Below are 16,650 nucleotides of genomic sequence, written 5' to 3' on the forward strand. Positions count from 1 at the left end.
TCGCGCCGATCAACGGGGAAGACGGCGGCACCCACCGGTCGGGCAGCCGGATAAATCAACAGGGAAGACGGCCGCATCCACCGGCCGCGCCGGTCAGCCGGGAAGGCGGTAGGTGCCGTCGTCGAGGACCTCGGCCAGACCGTCCGTGATCAGACCGTCGAGGGCGCGCTCACGCTGCGGGGCGTCGTCCCAGACCACGTCGAGAGCGTCTTTGGGGACGGGGCCGTGAGACTGCCGGAGGACGGCGAGGAGGCGGCCCCGGCACTGGCGGTCGGTGCCGGCGTAGGTCTGACCCTTGCGGGCGGGGCCGTCGTAGGCGGGCTTGCCCGCCAGGCGCCAGGCGCACAGGTCGTTGATCGGGCAGTCCGCGCAACGGGCGGCGCGGGCCGTACAGACCAGGGCGCCCAGCTCCATGACGGCGACCGCCCACACGGGGGCGCGGTCGGCGTCGGGGAGCAGTGACGCGGCGAGTCTGCGCTCGGGGGGCGTGGTGGCCTTCGGCGGGTATTCCTCGCCGCTCACGGCCCGCGCCAGGACTCGCCGCACATTGGTGTCGAGAACGGCGTGGCGGCCCTTGAAGGCGAAACTGGCCACCGCGGCCGCGGTGTACTCGCCGATGCCGGGGAGGGCCAGCAGGGCGGCGTGGTCGGAGGGGACCTCGCCGCCGTGATGGTCGGTGATCGCCCGGGCGCACGCGTGCAGGTTGAGGGCCCGGCGGGGGTAGCCGAGGCGGCCCCAGTGCCGTACGGCCTCGCCGGGAGCCTCCTTGGCGAGGGCGGCCGGCGTCGGCCAGCGCTCCATCCACTCGATCCAGACGGGCAGCACCCTGACCACCGGCGTCTGCTGCAACATGATCTCGCTGACCAGGATCGACCATGGCGAGGCGTCGGGTGTGCGCCAGGGGAGGTCGCGAGCGCTCTCGGCATACCAGTCGAGAATGGGTTCCAGCAGGCGGTTCGACTCGGGCACCTTCCGACGATAGTGCCGGATCGGGTCTGCTCGCCCCGCCTTCATCGGCCTTCGGCGGACCCGGAGTGGGTCCGCTCCTCACCTTCGGTGGTGTCGGAGCGGGTCTGCCGATCTGCCTTCACCGGCCTTCGACGGTGTCTGCCCTCAGCGGTGCCGGATGGTGTCTGTTCGCTCCGTGCATCCGTCCTTCGGCACCGCCGGATCAAGTCTGCTCGCCCGTCTTCATCTGCCTTCGGCGGGGCCGGAGCAGGCCCGCTTGGGCCGTTTTCGTCTGTCTTCGACCGCTGAAACGGATGAGGGTGGCGGCGGGTCGTTCCCCACGGAGCGAAAGGACTCTCCATACTGTGTGTATGGATCCGGACACGTTCCGCAACGATATAGGCGTTGACGTCTACTGGCGGCGCCGGATGGCCGCGCTCGTCGGGGTGCTCGTGGTGGTCGCGGTCGTGGCGTGGGCCTGTTCCTCGACGAGCGGTCCCGAGAACGCGTCGGAGGAGAGTGCCTCGGGTGCTCGATCGGCCACGCCGGATCCGTTGCCGGCGATCCTGTCCACCGTGACGATCAGTCCCTCTCCGAGCCCTACGCCGAGCCCGACGTCGAAGTCCGAAAGGGCCCAGGAGATTTCCCGGCAGAAGCGACCGGGGGACGTCTGCGACTCCCCCGACCTCGTGCTGAACATGGCGGACCAGGGAGAGGTCTACGCGCCGGGCAGCCAGCCCCGGTTCGTTCTCACGTTGGTGAACATCGGCGATGAGATGTGCACGGTCGACGTCGGGCCGCGGGGGATGGAGGTTCGCATCACCTCCGGCAACGACCGCGTCTGGTCCTCCGCCGACTGCGTCGGCGGAGAGATCGACAACATCCGCAAGCTTGAGCGCGGCATCCCGTACGTCCGGGAGGTCGAATGGGATCGTCGCCGGTCCGGCACCGACTGCAAGGCTGATCAGGTCGTTGCCCGTCCCGGCACCTACGTGGCCGTGGCCCGCGCTCCCGGTCTCAGGAGCCCCAAGACCGTCTTCCACCTCCGCTAGATTCTCGCCGGACGCCGGACGCCGGACGCCGGACGCCGGACGCCGGACGCCGGGTGCGCCGGAGCAACGCCCCGGGCGCCGGCGAGCCGGGGCCCGGGACGTGTGCTGCCGCTGGTGCGAGACGGCACCGGTGGCCCCGACGGCCCCGGCCAGGTGCTCCTCGTTAGCCGAACTGACCGGGCTGGTAGTCGCCGGCGGGCTGCTGGATGATGACGTTCAGGCGGTTGAAGGCATTGATGAGGGCGATGAGCGACACCAGGGCGGCGAGCTGGTCCTCGTCATAGTGCTTGGCGGCGTTCGCCCAGACCTCGTCCGGGACGCCACCGGCCGCGTCGGCGATGCGGGTGCCCTGCTCCGTCAGCTCCAGGGCGGCGCGCTCGGCCTCGGTGAAGACCGTGGCCTCCCGCCAGACCGCGACCAGGTTGAGGCGCGTCGAGGTCTCCCCGGCGTGCGTGGCGTCCTTGGTGTGCATGTCGGTGCAGAAGCCGCAGCCGTTGATCTGACTGGCGCGGATCTTCACCAGCTCCTGCGTCGCGGCCGGCAGTGTCGAGTCCGAGACCACCTTGCCCGCCGAGACGATGTGCTTCAGGAACTTGCCCGCGACCGGGTTGCCGAAGGCGTTCAACCGTGCATCCATGGTGCACTCACTCCTTGCCGTTGTCGGTGGTTACACCTCTCTGACGTAATGGCTCGGCGAGATGTGACAGGAACAAATGTGACGTGCGTCTCTCTGTCGCCCACGGCAGGGTCCACCTATGACGACGCTAACAAATGTGACGTGCGTCTCCCCGCCGGCCCGCGGCAGGGTCGTCCGTCTACGGCGACGTCAACAAATGCGGCGTGCGTTTCCGCCGTCACACCGCGGCAGCGACCACCTACGACGAAGCTCGGCACCGCTGCCGAGACGTCGCCCGGCTCTCATGGTCGCGGGCCTCCTCCGGCCCGGCTCCACGCGCAGAGACCTTCCTCCAGCCCGCTCGATCTCCGGTCCGCTCGCTGGTCCAGCTGAGCCGGCACGCTCGCTGGTCCAGCTGAGCCGGCACGCTCGCTGGTCCAGCTGAACCGGCCCGCTCGCTGATCCAGATGAAACCGCCTAGACGTAGCGCTCCAGGATGGACGACTCGGCCAGCCTCGACAGGCCCTCCCGGATGTGACGGGCCCTGGCCTCGCCGACCCCGCCCACCTCCTGGAGGTCACCGATGCTGGCGGCCAGGAGTTTCTGCAAACTGGCGAACTGGTCGACCAGGCGATCGACCACCGTGCCGGGAAGGCGGGGAACCTTGGCCAGCAGGCGGTAGCCCCTGGGGCTCACCGGACCTTCCAGCACGTCGTTGCCCGAGTGGCCGAGGATCTGGGCCACGGCGGAGAGGTTGAGCAGATCGTCGGAGGACAGCTGGTCGAGGTCGTGCAGGGCCTCGGCGAACTTGCGCGGGCGGCGGCCCGTCGCGGGCAGGTAGTCGCGCACGATGAGCTCGCGGTCGCTTTCGGTGCCGGCCACCAGCTCGTTCAGCTGCAGGGAGAGCAGCCGGCCGTCGGTGCCGAGCTCGACGACGTAGCCGGCGATCTCGTCGGAGATGCGCCTGACCATCTCCAGTCGCTGGGCGACCACCGCGATGTCGCGGACCGTCACCAGATCCTCGATCTCCAGCGCCGACAGCGTGCCCGAGACCTCGTCCAGGCGCATCTTGTAGCGCTCCAGCGTGGCCAGGGCCTGGTTGGCCTTGGAAAGGATCACCGCGGACTCCTCCAGCACGTAGCGGATGCCGTCCAGGTAAAGAGCGATGATCCTCATGGACTTGCTGAGGGAGATGACGGGGAAGGCCGTCTGCACCGCCACGCGCTGCGCGGTGCGGTGACGGGTGCCGGACTCGTCTGTGGGGATCGACGGGTCGGGCATCAGGTGCACGGCCGCGCGCACGATCTGGAGATCACCTGAGTTGAGGACGATGGCGCCGTCCATCTTGGCCAGCTCACGCAGTCGCGTCGCGGAGAACTCGACGTCCAGCTCGAACCCGCCGCTGCAGATCTCCTCGACCGTGTCGTCATAGCCCAGCACGATCAGACCGCCTGTGTGACCGCGGAGGATGCGCTCCAGGCCGTCGCGTAAGGCGGTGCCTGGGGCGACCGCGGCCAGAATGCCTCTGCGGCGTTCGTCGAGACCTCTATAGGTTGCTGCCACATGACCCCCGTGGTCCGCGTATCACGCTCAGCTTACCGGCGAAGGTTCCGTGAGGGCCGGAATCGGCGGAGGATCACACCCCAATACGGTGACCGCGCATTCTGACCGGATCCGCCGGTCATCACCGCGCCGAGGTCGCCACCGGGGCCGCCGGTCGCCGAACGTGTGTGATTTATGTGACGTGTGTGAGTGCGTCCCAGACATTCTGCGCCTCGACGACGTCGAAGCCGGGTGCGAAGTTCGCCCCGCGCCCGGCGACCGGGACCAGGGAGTTTTCGCCGTTGCGCTTCTTGCCCGTGTCGAGGGAGCCCGTGGGGACCAGCGCGCGGGTGAAGCCCAGTCGCGCCGCCTCCGACAGGCGGCGCCGTACGTCGCGCACCGGGCGCAGCTCCCCGGCCAGGCCCACCTCGCCCAGCACGACGAGCCCGGACGGCAGCGCCTTGTCTCCGGCCGCGCTGGCCACCGCGAGCATCACCGACAGGTCGATCGCGGGATCGCTGAGCTTGATGCCGCCCACGGTCGCGGTGAACACGTCGCAGCCGCCGAGCTTGGCGTTGAGCCGCCGCTCCAGCACGGCCAGCACCATCGTCACCCGATAGGTGTCGAGCCCGGAGGAGGAGCGGCGGGGCTGCTGGGCCTCGGTCCTGGCGACCAGTGCCTGAACCTCGGCCGGCAGCGGCCGGGTGCCCTCCAGGGTGACCGTGACGCACGTGCCGGGGACGGGCTCGGCGCGATGGGAGACGAACAGGCCGCTGGCGTCGGCGATGCCCTCGATGCCCCCCTCGTGCAGGTCGAAGCAGCCGACCTCGTCGACCGGGCCGTACCGGTTTTTGATCGCGCGGACCATGCGGAGCCGGGAGTGCCGGTCGCCCTCGAAGTGGAGCACGACGTCGACCAGGTGCTCCAGCGTGCGGGGACCGGCGATCGAGCCCTCCTTGGTGACGTGGCCGACCAGCACCGTGGACATGCCGCGCTCCTTGGCCAGCCGCACCAGGTTGCCGGCGACCTCCCTGACCTGCGTGACCCCACCGGGAACGCCGGTCGCGAGAGCGGAGCCGATGGTCTGCACCGAGTCGACGATGAGCAGGTCGGGCTGGACCTGCTCGACGTGGGTCACCAGCGCGCCCAGGTCGGTCTCGGCCGCGAGGTAGAGACGGTCCTGGATCGCGCCGATCCGGTCGGCCCTGACCCGCACCTGGGCGGCGGACTCCTCGCCCGTGATGTAGAGGACGGTCTGCTGCCGGGCGATCTTGGCCGCTGCCTCCAGCAGGAGCGTGGACTTGCCGATGCCGGGCTCACCGGCCAGCAGGACGACCGCGCCGGGCACCAGGCCGCCGCCGAGGGCCCGGTCGAGCTCGGGAACCCCGGTGCTGCGCGCGTGCGCCACCTCGGCCTTGATCTGCCCGATCGGGACCGCCGGAGCCGACACCGCCCCGGCGGTGGCCACGTGCACGCCTCCGCGGGCATTCTCCTCGGCGACCGTGCCCCAGGCCTGGCACTCGCCACAGCGCCCCACCCATTTGGCGGTCTGCCATCCGCACTCGGCACAGCGATAGCCGACCTTCTTCACCATGGCCGAACGGTACCGGCAGGGACCGACAACTTTCACCCGGTACGGCGTGCCCTACCCGGTGAAAAAAGTCACGGGGGACTCCACCCTGCCGGACAGACGTCACCCGCCCCGGGCCGGAGCGGGCTCGGTGGCGGACGGCACGGCCCCCGTCGCCCGGGGCCGGAGGCGACCCCGGAGCGGTCCTGCCTAGATGTGGCCTTCGAGGTCGGCGAGGAGCAGGCGCTTGGGCTTGGCGCCCTTGATCTGCTGGACCACCTCGCCCCCCTTGTAGAGGTTGAGCGTCGGCAGGCCGAGGACCCCGTACTTGGCCGTGATCTCGGGGTATTCGTCGGCGTTGAGCTTGGCGATCGTGACGCGGTCGCCGTACTCGGCCTCGATCTCCTCCAGGACGGGCGCGATCATCTTGCAGGGCCCGCACCAATCGGCCCAGAAATCGACCAGGACCGGCTTGTCGCTCTCCAGCACCTGCTCGGCGAAGTTCTCGGCGGTCAGCGTGATCATGATTCTCCTATTTTCCTCAGTACGCATCCGGGACAGACCGTGGTCAGCTGTGCGGCCACCTCTGCCCGCCGGGTGAGCAGCGTGCGGATCTCGTCGTCGATCTCGGTCAGCTTGCGCTGGTAGACCGCCACCGACTCGGGGCAGGATCCTCCGGATTCGTGCCCGGCCCGCAGGCAGGCCACGAACGGCCGGGCGTCCTCCAGGGTGAACCCGACGCTGAGCAGCGACCGGATCTCGGTGACGAGCTTGAGGTCGGCCTCGCCGTACTCCCGGTAGCCGTTGGCCGTCCGCCGCGCCACGATCATGCCCTGCTGCTCGTAGTAGCGCAGAGCCCGGGTGCTGACCCCGGCCCGTCGCGCGAGCTCCCCAATCCGCATTCGGCCCTCCCCTTGGCCTCACGATAAACGTTGACACCGACGTCAAGGTCAAGCACCTGCGACGAGCCGGTTGTTCCTCCGTCCGTCCCTCCGTCGTCGCCGTGTCCTTCGACGTCCCTCGTCGCGGCGTTCGCCGTCGTGGGGTGGGCGGTCAGAACAGCTTCCAGCGCAGGACGTTGGGGTAGGCGATCTCCAGGCCGGGGGTCTCGGCGATGGCCCGCTCGGCGATCGCGGGGGTGAACTCGATGCGGAGCACCGCCTCCAGGTCGTCGCGGCGGTCGAAGGACATGCGCAGGTCGAGGCGCTGGGTGTGCCAGCCCTGACGGCTCCAGAACCTTTCGACGGACCTGGCCGAGTAGGCGGGGATGGACTGGCTGAACCAGCGGCCGAAGGCGCCGCGCGTGGGGTCCAGGTCGATCACGAAGGCCGCGCCGCCTCGCCGTACGACCCGGGAGAGCTCGGCCAGTCCCGGCTCGCAACCGGGGCCGAAGAAGTAGGCCCAGCGGGCGAAGGACACGTCCACCGAGGCGTCGGCGAGCGGTAGCGCCTGGGCCGTGGCCGCGTGGATCTCGACGTTGGGCAGGGCCCGGCAGCGCTGCCGGGCCAGCCGGACGAGGTCTTCGTGCGGCTCGACGCCGATCACGCGAGCGGCCGTGGCCGACAGGGACGGCAGGTGGTAGCCGGTGCCGCAACCGATGTCGAGGACGGTCGCCCCGGTCCACGGCCGGATGGCCGTCATCGCGGCCTCGACCCGGCCCTCGGGGTCCACCGCGCGGTTCTCCACCTCGTAGATCTGGGGCGTGTTCCAGATGTTGGGGCTGGGGATGGCGCCCTTCATGAACCGCGGCATGCCATTACCGTAGCGACGCTTGAACCGTTACAGGACCCCCGTCCTGGCGATGTGATCTCCACTGCATCATTGACGTCCTCCCCGGTTTGAAAATCGAGGATTCCAGCACCCGGCCTTTCAGCCGGGTCTGCCGGTTCGCGGTTCATCGGCCCGGGCAACCCCGAAGCCTTCCCGCGCGGACACGGCACGCCCCGCCGCGCTCAAACACGCACATCCCACGTGACTGACAAGCACATCCCGCTTGGCTATCGCGGAACATCCCAGCCCCACCGAGCCCGACCTGTACACCACGAGAAAACGCAGGAAGAGCCTCCTCCCGCCCCGAAGGATGGGGGCATCCGCCCTAGATGTCCGGTGAGGCTGCACGCCACTCTTCTCAGGACGCGCTTAGGCTGGCAAACGTGAGTGAGCGAAGCGAGCGAGCCATCGGGCACGGCGGCGTTCGCGAGCGTGTGCTCCGAGCCGGAGACAAGGAAGTTGTATGAGTGCCATCCGAGTACCTGGGGCGAAGATCGCGCTGTCCACCGCGTCGGTGTACCCCGAACGCACCCCCGACGCCTTCGAGCTGGCCGCGCGGCTGGGATACGACGGCGTCGAGATCATGGTGGGCGCCGATCCCGTGAGCCAGGACGTCGATGTTCTGGAGCGACTGTCCGACCACTACCAACTGCCGATCCTGGCCATCCACGCGCCATGCCTGCTGGTCACCCAGCGAGTCTGGGGCAAGGACCCGTGGGCCAAGCTTCAACGGGCGCAGAAGGCCGCCGAGCGAGTCGGGGCCAGAACGGTCGTGGTGCATCCGCCGTTCCGCTGGCAGCGCGACTACGCACGCGATTTCGAGGTCGGCCTCGCCAGGATGCGCGATGAGACGGACGTGGTCTTCGCGGTGGAGAACATGTTCCCGCTGAAGGCCAGGGGCAACGAGGTCGTACCGTACTCACCCGACTGGAATCCGGTCGACTACGACTTCCCGCACGTCACGCTGGATCTCTCCCACACTGCGGTGTCCGGGTCCGACGCCCTGGAGATGTTCACCAAGCTCGGTGACCGGCTCGCCCACCTGCACCTGGCCGACGGCGTCGGGGTGCAGAACAAGGACGAGCACCTGGTTCCCGGCCGGGGCGGCCAGCCCTGCGCCCCGATCCTGGAGCGGATGGCGGGAAACGGCTACGACGGGCTGGTCGTGCTGGAGATCAACACGCGCAAGGCCGCCAGCCGTACGGAGCGGATCGACGACCTCACCGAGGCCCTCGCCTTCGCGCGCCTGCACCTCGCCGCGTCGACCAACGTGTGAGGTCGTCCGGCGTGTGAGAGCCGACGGGTGAAGGCCGGCGCGTGAGATCGGTGAGCGCTCAGGCGAACGGCGCACGGGTGGACCTTCTATCCGTAAGCAGGTAATCGAACCATCCGTAAATAAGAACGTGTCAGCCGAACCACCCGTAAGTTGGTCCGAATCATCCGTAAGTTGGAACGTGTCAGCTGAACCATCCGTAAGTTGGCAGCGCGCCGGTGAACGGCGGCGCGTGAGCCAACCGGCCGTAAGCGAGTAGGACATCAGCGAGCACGACATGACCGAACCTCCGCCGGAAGAGCCGGCGACGGTGGTCAAGAGGCGCCCGGGACGCAGGCCGGGGACGGCCGACACGCGGGGACAGATCCTCGCGGCGGCGCGCGAGACCTTCTCCGAGAAGGGGTTCGACAAGGCCACCATCCGGGGCATCGCCCGCCAGGCGGGGGTGGACCCGGCGCTGGTCCACCACTATTTCACCAGCAAGGAGGGCATGTTCGTCGCGGCCATGGAGCTGCCGATCAACCCCGCGAACGTCATCCCGACGATTCTCGCGGGGCCGCGCGAGGAGATCGGTGAGCGGCTGGTCCGGTTCATCCTGACGATGACCGCCGACGCCGAGGCCCGCCAGCCCGTGCTGGCGCTGGTCCGCACCGCGATGACCAACGACCGGATGGTCGTCATGATCCGCGAGTTCGTGACGCAGGCGTTGCTGAACCGGGTCGCGGAGATCCTCGAGATCCCGCCGATCCGGATGGAGGTGGCCTTCGCCCAGATGTTCGGCGTGGTCCTGATGCGTTACGTCGTCGAGCTCGAACCACTCGCCTCGATCGACATCGAGGAGCTGGTCGAGCTGCTCGCGCCCACGATCCAGCGCTATCTCGATCCGCCCCGGTGACCTCCCCTCCGGCGTGAACGCCGGGGACGCCCCCTCGGCAGGCCCTCCCGCGCCGCCCGTCGAAGGCCCCCACGCCGGCCGCCGAGGAGCTCGGCGATCCCGTCGGCCGTGCCGGACGAGGGATGCCTCTCCCGATAAGCCCTCTCGTGCCGGACCGTCGGCCCGTGAAAGCCGAAGCCACGGCCCGCACCGTACGGATCCCCGTGGCCTTCGGGCGATCCTGGACGGCATGCAGCGGTATACAGAGCATTGTTCTGGGTACTGGTTTGACCGTATGGTGACTACCGACAACGCGATCTCGGCTCGGAGAGAAAGTTACTCACGGGTAGGATCGTTGATGACCCGTCGTCACCGTGGATGACCGGCGGTCGTACGCTGGCAGCCAACGCCGTCTTGGGAGGATCTGTGCTCTGGGTAGCGATCATCGGGCTGATCATGACAGCCGTCGCGGTCACGCTTGCCGCGCGCCGCGTGCTGTTCCTCTACGGGCTCGCCACCATCGGGCCGGCCGCACCCGAGCGGATCGAGTACGCCAGGAAGAACGTCGGCGAGGAGATCAAGGCTCAGCTGGTCGAGGTCCTGGGGCAGAGGAAGCTGCTGAAGTGGACGGCTTCCGGCGTCGCGCACGCCTTCGTGATGTGGGCGTTCCTCATCCTGGCGACCGTCTATCTTGAGGCGTACGGCTCCCTGATCCAGGGCGCGATCACCGGCACTCCCGACTTCCACATCCCGCTCATCGGGACCTGGGCGGTCCTGGGCTTCCTGCAGGACTTCATCGCGGTCGCGGCCTTCCTGGGCCTGATCGCCTTCGCGGTCATCAGGATCAAGAACTCACCGAAGAGGCTGGGACGTAAGTCCCGCTTCTCGGGATCGCACCTCGGCGGCGCCTGGCTCGTCCTCTTCATGATCTTCAACGTGATCTGGACGATGCTCCTCTTCCGTGGTGCGGCGATCAACACCGGCAACCTCCCCTACGCGTCCGGGGCGTTCGCCTCCGAGGGCGTCGCCGCGCTGCTGAAGCCGCTGGGCGCCTCGGCCAACGAGGTGATCGAGCACGTCGGGCTGCTCCTGCACATCGGCGTCATGCTGGTGTTCCTCGTCATCGTGGTGAACTCCAAGCACCTGCACATCTTCACCGCGCCGCTGAACGTGATGTTCTCCCGCCGTCCCGACGGCATGGGCGCGGCGCAGCCGATGCGGATCGACGGCAAGATCGTCGACTTCGAGGACGAGGACCTCGACGGCGACAGGCTCGGCCGGGGCAAGATCGAGGACACCACCTGGAAGGGGTTCCTCGACTTCTACACCTGTACGGAGTGCGGTCGCTGCCAGGACCAGTGCCCGGCCTGGAACACCGACAAGCCGCTGTCACCGAAGATGCTCATCCTGGAGCAGCGCGACCACGCCTTCAAGATCGCGCCGTACCTGATGGCCACCGAGGAGCAGCGCGCCGACCTGCACGAGGACGTTCTCTCCCTGCTGAACAAGCCCCTGGTCGGCGAGGACGGGGTCATCCACCCGGACGTGCTCTGGTCCTGCACCAACTGCGGCGCCTGCGTCGAGCAGTGCCCGGTGGACATCGAGCACATCGACCACATCCTCGACATGCGCCGCTACCAGGTGATGGTGGAGTCGAACTTCCCGTCCGAGGCCGGCGTCATGGTCAAGAACCTTGAGAACAAGGGCAACCCGTGGGGGATGTCCGAGATGAAGCGGGCCGACTGGATCGAGGAGCTCGCGAACCGCGACGATCCGATCGAGATCCAGCTCATCGACGAGAAAATGCCCGAGGACACCGAATACCTGTTCTGGGTCGGCTGCGCGGGCGCCCTGGAGGACCGGGCCAAGAAGACCACCAAGGCGGTCGCGGAGCTGCTGCACATCGCGGGGGTCAAGTTCGCGGTGCTCGGCCCGATGGAGGCCTGCACCGGCGACCCGGCCCGCCGTCTGGGCATGGAGTTTCTCTTCGACATGCTGGCCAAGCAGAACATCGAGACGCTGAACGAGGCCGGGGTCAAGAAGATCGTCGCGACCTGCCCGCACTGCTTCAACACCCTCGCCAACGAATACCCGCAACTCGGCGGCACCTTCGAGGTCGTCCACCACACCCAGTTGCTGGCGAAGCTGGTGGACGAGGGCAAGCTCGTCCCGGTCATCCCGATCGAAGAGAAGATCACCTACCACGACCCGTGCTTCCTCGGCCGCCACAACAAGGTCTACTCCCAGCCGCGGGACATCATGGCCAAGGTCCCCGGCGTGCAGACCCAGGAGATGCACCGCCACAAGGACCGCGGCTTCTGCTGCGGCGCGGGCGGCGCGCGGATGTGGATGGAGGAGCGGCTCGGCAAGCGCATCAACACCGAGCGCGTGGACGAGGCGCTGACCACCGACCCGGACACGATCTCCACCGCGTGCCCGTTCTGCCTGGTCATGCTGGGTGACTCGATCAACGAGAAGAAGAGCTCGGGCGAGGCCAAGGAGACGCTGGAGGTCGTGGACGTCTCCCAGCTTCTGATCAAGTCCATCAAGGGTCAGCCGGTCGGAGCCTCCTGAGCCCCGGACCGATGACGGTCGGAGCGCTCCGAACCCCGGCCTGACGGCGGTTCGGAGCGTTCTGAGTCCCGGCTCGACGGGCGGTTCGAAGTGTTCTGAGTCCCGGCTCGACGGGCGGTTCGAAGTGTTCCGAGTCCCGGTTCGACGGCGGTTCAGAGTGTTCTGAGCCCCGGCTCGACATCAGTCGGATACGGCCCGCATTTTCCGCAGCCGTATCTGACATTCGGTCAAGTTTGCGGGAAAAGGACATCTGGTTCGAAAACCTTTCTCCACATAACGGGAAAATCACGGTAGCCTCAACGTCGCGTAGCTCATTCGACGGGGAGGGGGCGTGACGGTGCGCGCTGTTGTCACCGATGCCGAAGTGACCCTGGCCGATGTTCTGTCCCTTCGGCTGTCCATCGATGAACCGCTCACCGACGGCATGGAGCTGATCCTGCGTCATCGAGCCACCTCTCTCGAACGCCGGGTGGTGCTGGGCGCTCCGGGCGCCGAGGCGCGCGACGCCACGCTCGCGGTCTCGCTCGCGCCTCTGGAGCTCGGCCCCGGCCGCTGGGACACCTACCTCAAACAGGACGGCACGCGCACGCGCCTGCCCAGCATCGATCCCGGATTCTCCCTCGACCGCCTCGACGCCTACGCGCTGAGCCGCCGCACCCTGGCCTACCGCGCCTACCGGACCCGTAACGGTTTCCTGGCGCTGAAGGTCGACGACGCCCTGCCGGCCGCCGAGGTCCGTTCCGTGTGGTTCCGGGAGGGCCGTTTCGAGGTCACCGGGCTTCTGGCCTTCACCGGTTTCGACGACGACGAGTCCCGGCACGAGGCGCGGCTGGCGCTGCGCCACAGCTGGTCCGACGCCGAACTGAGTGCGATTGCAACGGTCCAGGGGGTGCGGTTTCACGCCGCGCTCTCCCTGTGCGACGTGCTCGACGCCGCGCCCGAGCAACCCGGCACCTGGGAACCCTCCCTGCGGGTGGACGGCCTGGCCGCGCCGCTCCGCCTGGGCTCCCGGCTGGACGACGTGGACGGCAAGCGCCGCCGCCTGCACTACCCGGCCACGCAGATCGACGGGGTGCCGATCCGCCCCTGCTACACCGCGGACGACGAGCTCAGAATCGAAGTGGGCGGGTGAAGATCTGCCTGCTCATCCCCTCGGTCTACGGAATGCGCGGTGACGTCCGGTCCGTCGTCAACCTCGCGGGAGAGCTCGCGGAACGCCATGACGTCGAGATCCTCAGCGTACGGCGCCACAGGGAGCGACCCTTCTTCCCCGTGGAGCCCAGGGTGGAGCTGTCCTGGGTGGTCGACGCGCATCCCAACGTGCGCCGCCTGCTCCCGCGAGGCCAGATGAGCACCGAGGTGGCCCTGTGGCGGCGGCTGCGTGCGCTCAAGGCCGACGTGCTCATCAGCACCCGGCCGGGACTGAGCGTCCAGGTGGCCAGGCACGCGCCGCGCGACATGGTGCGGATCGCGCGCGAGTGGGGCCGCCCGCCGGTGCCGGGGCCGATCAGGAAGTTCTATCCGCGCCTGGACGCGGTCGTCACCGCCACCGAGACGAGCCGCGAGGAATGGGAGCTCCTGCTGAAGGGGAGCGTCGGGGTCAGGCAGATCCCGGACGCGCTGCCCGCCGGGCCCTGGCCGCGCTCGCGGATGGACAACCGCATCGTCGCGGCGGGCGGACGCTGGGTGCCGCTGAAGGCCCACGATCGGCTGATCCGCGCGTTCGCCGTCGTCGCCGACAGACGCCCCGACTGGCGGCTGCGCCTGTACGGCGGAGGCCCGGAGGAGAAGCGCCTGCGGGCCCTGGTCCAGGACCTGAACCTGCACAACCACGTCTACTTCATGGGAACGACCTCCGACCTGACCGGCGAGTTCGCCAAGGCGTCGATCGTGGCGACGACCTCCAGGGCGGAGGTGCTCGGGATGACCGTGATCGAGGCGATGGCCAGCGGGGTGCCGGTGATCGGGTTCGACAGCCCGCGAGGGCCGGGCGAGTTCGTGGCCGACGGTCACAGCGGGATTCTGGTCCCCGAGGGCGACGGTGAGATCGAGGCTTACGCGTCCGCGCTGCTCAGGCTCATCGACGACGAGCGCCGGCGCCGGGAGCTCGCGGCGGGGGCGCTGAAGGCCGCTGCCGCCCACGGGGCGTCCTCGGTGGCCGAGCAGTGGGAGAAACTGATCGCGGTCACTTCTCACCGTGTCTGACACGGGTACCGTTGGGACATGCATGGGTACAGCGGAGACAAGCAGGCCTATCTGACCCGGCTGCGTCGGATCGAGGGACAGATCAGGGGCCTGCAGCGGATGGTCGAAGAGGATGCCTACTGCATCGATGTGCTGACACAGGTGTCGGCTGCCACGCGCGCGCTCCAGGCGGTGGCCCTCGGTCTGCTGGAGGACCATATCGGCCACTGTGTGGCCGATGCCATCAACACCGGCGGCCCGGAGGCTGAGGAGAAGGTCAAGGAGGCGTCGGCGGCGATCGCCCGTCTCGTCAGGTCGTGACTAGTCACCGGACTATCTTTTCCGACCACGTCCCGGACTCCCCTGAGGAGTCCGGGACCAGATCGTCGAAACGGTTTTCCCAACGGCCTCAGCAGATCGCCGAAGCACTCAATCCGAGCGCGTTGTCGAGCTCCACCAAGGTGAGCGGCCGTTCGCTGATGGCGACGGCGGTAAGCACCTCGGCATAGAGCGCGATCTCGTCCAACGCGACACGGTCATGGACCCTAGAGTCCAGGTCGTCGTGCCCCACCGCGTCGTCCTTCCTTCCGCAGCCCACACCCACTTCGAGGTTACGGCGGGCGGTCTTTCGTGCCCATGGCCCATCGGGACCATTCCTTGCGCCGCCACCGTGCCCTCGGAAGGATCATTTCCCGATTGCGAGATCACAATTCAGGCAATTGTCCGATACCTGGGGAGCCAGAAGGCTATAGGGAGGGTAAGGATGAAATGACTCTATTTGTGGTTTAACCATGCTGATGCCTGTCAGAAGGGGCGCGGGTAGGTGCTTGATGCCCCGGGAACGGGGTCGTCCCGTTCGTGCGTCAGGCGGTGCACGAGCGCGGAGGCCGTGGCGAACCCGCGGCCCGGCACCGCGGTCCCGGTGAGGCGGCACCACGCGAGCCCGGTGGCGTAGGCGGCGCCCAGAAGAGCCGCGGCCGCGGCCCGGTCGGGCGGGTGGAGCGCGGAGGGCAGCTCTCCCGAGCGCGGCCAGCACCCCCGCAGCGGGTGCGACGGGTCGCCGAGCACCACGTGGAGGATGTGGCGCAGCTCCGGATCCAGCCACGGATAGAGCCCGTCGGCCGCCCCGGGCGCGAACGCCGCCAGGTCGGCGGCGAGCAGCGAGGCGGCCACCGCCCGAGGGTCGGCGCCCTTGGGCGCGAGGAACGCCAGCGCCTGGACCAGGTCGTACATCGCGTGCTGGAAGTGCTCCCCCGGCGAGGAGTCCGGCAGCGTCACGTGGGGCGGGCGGCGGGAGAGCCATGCCTGCCGTACGGCGTCGTCGCCGTGATGGGCGACGGAGTGGTCCTGGGCGATCCGGCGGAGCAACGGGTCGAGCATGATCAGCAGGGCGTCCGCCCTGCGGCGGAACCTGGGGTCGTCCCGCACCGCGTCGGCGGTGTCGGCCATCAGTGCGACCAGCCGGAACGCGGCCTCGGGGTGCCCCGCCCTGACCCGCTCGCCGTACAGCGCGACCAGGTCGTCCAGCGAGGCGGCGGGGAGCCAGCGGACCCACTCGTCGCCGGGCAACGGGCGGGCGAGGAACTCACCGAACATCGACAGCAGCACCTCGTTGCCGTCGAAGGCGGGGGCGTAGGCGCACCACATGAGGGTGCCCCAGATGGCGGCGACCGGGCTGGCCACCTCCTTGGCGAAGATCTCGGTGAACGACCCGGTGAGCGGGAAGTCCTCCCTGCGCCTGCCGCGCTGGGCGATGACCAGGTCGCGGACCCGCTCGGTGATCTCGTAGGGCACGTCGGGGCCGATGAACCCCTGGACGGATCCCCGGTCGGTGGTGAAGTCGGGACCGGTGGGAACCAGGTGGGGCAGGATCATCGAGGTGACCTGGACGACCCGTGCCGCGGCGCGGAAGCCCCGGTCGACGGGTGGGGCGGTCAGGTGCCAGCGGCCGTCGGCCGGGTCCTGGCGGTACCACCTGGCGTGCGCGCCGAACAGCCAGCGCCCGCCGTCGGGGACGGCCAGCGTGCGCAGCGCGATGGCCTGGGCGCGCGCGAGTGACGGGAGCGCCGCCCACCTGGGGTCGGCGACCATGGTGCGCACATCCCTCTCGATGGCGTCAAAACCGTCCCACTGCCACACGGCGGTCATGTTACCTATGGCTCGCGGGATCGTCAGCGATCGGTATCCCGCCGGTGTCCTAAAGGGCCGAATCGGCGCGCAGCGGACATGCCGGTCGCGGCTCCCGCG

At 68.8% G+C, this 16,650-nt stretch carries 15 protein-coding genes; 7 read left to right on the top strand and 8 right to left on the bottom strand.

All coding sequences use genetic code 11. From position 1 onward, the window contains the following. Positions 1–93: 93 nt before the first annotated feature. On the bottom strand, positions 94–969 hold the full coding sequence (locus tag CHC08_RS26380; protein ID WP_179282223.1) for an A/G-specific adenine glycosylase: 876 nt from the start codon (positions 967–969) through the stop codon (positions 94–96). 350 nt (positions 970–1,319) lie between these two features. On the opposite strand from CHC08_RS26380, the gene CHC08_RS26385 reads away from it, so the two are divergent. Then, positions 1,320–2,000: a hypothetical protein gene (locus CHC08_RS26385; protein WP_089210066.1), complete on the top strand. Its 681-nt coding sequence runs from the start codon at positions 1,320–1,322 to the stop codon at positions 1,998–2,000. Positions 2,001–2,163: 163 nt separating this feature from the next. On the opposite strand, the gene CHC08_RS26390 is transcribed toward CHC08_RS26385, so the two are convergent. The 6 genes from CHC08_RS26390 to CHC08_RS26415 form a co-directional block, all read right to left on the bottom strand. After that, positions 2,164–2,637, bottom strand: coding sequence for a carboxymuconolactone decarboxylase family protein (locus tag CHC08_RS26390; RefSeq protein WP_089210067.1), 474 nt, complete (start codon positions 2,635–2,637; stop codon positions 2,164–2,166). 456 nt (positions 2,638–3,093) lie between these two features. Next, the gene (gene disA / locus CHC08_RS26395) at positions 3,094–4,179 is read right to left on the bottom strand and encodes a DNA integrity scanning diadenylate cyclase DisA (RefSeq protein WP_089210068.1); all 1,086 of its coding nucleotides are present in this window, start codon (positions 4,177–4,179) and stop codon (positions 3,094–3,096) included. A 172-nt stretch (positions 4,180–4,351) separates the two neighbouring features. Continuing rightward, complete coding sequence (gene radA / locus CHC08_RS26400; RefSeq protein ID WP_089210069.1) at positions 4,352–5,752, bottom strand: DNA repair protein RadA; 1,401 nt, start codon at positions 5,750–5,752, stop codon at positions 4,352–4,354. 186 nt (positions 5,753–5,938) lie between these two features. Beyond that, a complete protein-coding gene (gene trxA, locus CHC08_RS26405; RefSeq protein WP_089210070.1) occupies positions 5,939–6,253 on the bottom strand; it encodes a thioredoxin in 315 nt (104 codons plus the stop codon). Further along, positions 6,250–6,630 carry a MerR family transcriptional regulator gene (locus tag CHC08_RS26410; RefSeq protein ID WP_089210071.1) on the bottom strand — a complete coding sequence of 127 codons (381 nt, stop codon included), beginning with the start codon at positions 6,628–6,630 and terminating at the stop codon, positions 6,250–6,252. Before CHC08_RS26410 ends, trxA begins: the two co-directional genes overlap by 4 nt. A gap of 151 nt (positions 6,631–6,781) precedes the next feature. After that, complete coding sequence (locus CHC08_RS26415; RefSeq protein WP_089210072.1) at positions 6,782–7,480, bottom strand: class I SAM-dependent methyltransferase; 699 nt, start codon at positions 7,478–7,480, stop codon at positions 6,782–6,784. Between the two features lie 481 nt (positions 7,481–7,961). On the opposite strand from CHC08_RS26415, the gene CHC08_RS26420 reads away from it, so the two are divergent. The 6 genes from CHC08_RS26420 (at position 7,962) to CHC08_RS26445 (ending at position 14,724) form a co-directional block, all read left to right on the top strand. Continuing rightward, complete coding sequence (locus CHC08_RS26420; protein ID WP_089210073.1) at positions 7,962–8,774, top strand: sugar phosphate isomerase/epimerase family protein; 813 nt, start codon at positions 7,962–7,964, stop codon at positions 8,772–8,774. 274 nt (positions 8,775–9,048) lie between these two features. Further along, a complete protein-coding gene (locus CHC08_RS26425) occupies positions 9,049–9,666 on the top strand; it encodes a TetR/AcrR family transcriptional regulator (RefSeq protein WP_089210074.1) in 618 nt (205 codons plus the stop codon). Positions 9,667–10,071: 405 nt separating this feature from the next. Next, on the top strand, positions 10,072–12,219 hold the full coding sequence (locus CHC08_RS26430) for a heterodisulfide reductase-related iron-sulfur binding cluster (protein ID WP_089210075.1): 2,148 nt from the start codon (positions 10,072–10,074) through the stop codon (positions 12,217–12,219). Between the two features lie 331 nt (positions 12,220–12,550). Further along, positions 12,551–13,351: a hypothetical protein gene (locus CHC08_RS26435; RefSeq protein ID WP_245878586.1), complete on the top strand. Its 801-nt coding sequence runs from the start codon at positions 12,551–12,553 to the stop codon at positions 13,349–13,351. Next, positions 13,348–14,424 carry a glycosyltransferase gene (locus CHC08_RS26440; RefSeq protein WP_089210076.1) on the top strand — a complete coding sequence of 359 codons (1,077 nt, stop codon included), beginning with the start codon at positions 13,348–13,350 and terminating at the stop codon, positions 14,422–14,424. The genes CHC08_RS26435 and CHC08_RS26440 overlap by 4 nt, the downstream gene beginning before the upstream one ends. Before the next feature lie 18 nt (positions 14,425–14,442). Next, entirely contained in the window at positions 14,443–14,724 is a 282-nt protein-coding gene (locus CHC08_RS26445; RefSeq protein WP_089210077.1) for a metal-sensitive transcriptional regulator, read from the top strand. 483 nt (positions 14,725–15,207) lie between these two features. Here the strand turns inward: CHC08_RS26445 and CHC08_RS26450 are convergent, their stop codons facing one another. Then, a complete protein-coding gene (locus CHC08_RS26450; protein WP_089210078.1) occupies positions 15,208–16,551 on the bottom strand; it encodes a hypothetical protein in 1,344 nt (447 codons plus the stop codon). Positions 16,552–16,650 lie beyond the last annotated feature (99 nt).

It is taken from the genome of Streptosporangium subroseum, from assembly GCF_900188345.1.
GTDB classification, from domain to species: Bacteria; Actinomycetota; Actinomycetes; order Streptosporangiales; family Streptosporangiaceae; genus Streptosporangium; species Streptosporangium subroseum.

What these genes read in the sequence shown, in the direction of transcription:
- CHC08_RS26385 (WP_089210066.1), top strand. Translation starts at nt 1,320, where the DNA reads ATGGATCCGGACACGTTCCGCAACGATATAGGCGTTGACGTCTACTGG.
- CHC08_RS26390 (WP_089210067.1), bottom strand. Translation starts at nt 2,637, where the DNA reads ATGGATGCACGGTTGAACGCCTTCGGCAACCCGGTCGCGGGCAAGTTC.
- radA (WP_089210069.1), bottom strand. Translation starts at nt 5,752, where the DNA reads ATGGTGAAGAAGGTCGGCTATCGCTGTGCCGAGTGCGGATGGCAGACC.
- trxA (WP_089210070.1), bottom strand. Translation starts at nt 6,253, where the DNA reads ATGATCACGCTGACCGCCGAGAACTTCGCCGAGCAGGTGCTGGAGAGC.
- CHC08_RS26410 (WP_089210071.1), bottom strand. Translation starts at nt 6,630, where the DNA reads ATGCGGATTGGGGAGCTCGCGCGACGGGCCGGGGTCAGCACCCGGGCT.
- CHC08_RS26415 (WP_089210072.1), bottom strand. Translation starts at nt 7,480, where the DNA reads ATGCCGCGGTTCATGAAGGGCGCCATCCCCAGCCCCAACATCTGGAAC.
- CHC08_RS26420 (WP_089210073.1), top strand. Translation starts at nt 7,962, where the DNA reads ATGAGTGCCATCCGAGTACCTGGGGCGAAGATCGCGCTGTCCACCGCG.
- CHC08_RS26425 (WP_089210074.1), top strand. Translation starts at nt 9,049, where the DNA reads ATGACCGAACCTCCGCCGGAAGAGCCGGCGACGGTGGTCAAGAGGCGC.
- CHC08_RS26445 (WP_089210077.1), top strand. Translation starts at nt 14,443, where the DNA reads ATGCATGGGTACAGCGGAGACAAGCAGGCCTATCTGACCCGGCTGCGT.
- CHC08_RS26450 (WP_089210078.1), bottom strand. Translation starts at nt 16,551, where the DNA reads ATGACCGCCGTGTGGCAGTGGGACGGTTTTGACGCCATCGAGAGGGAT.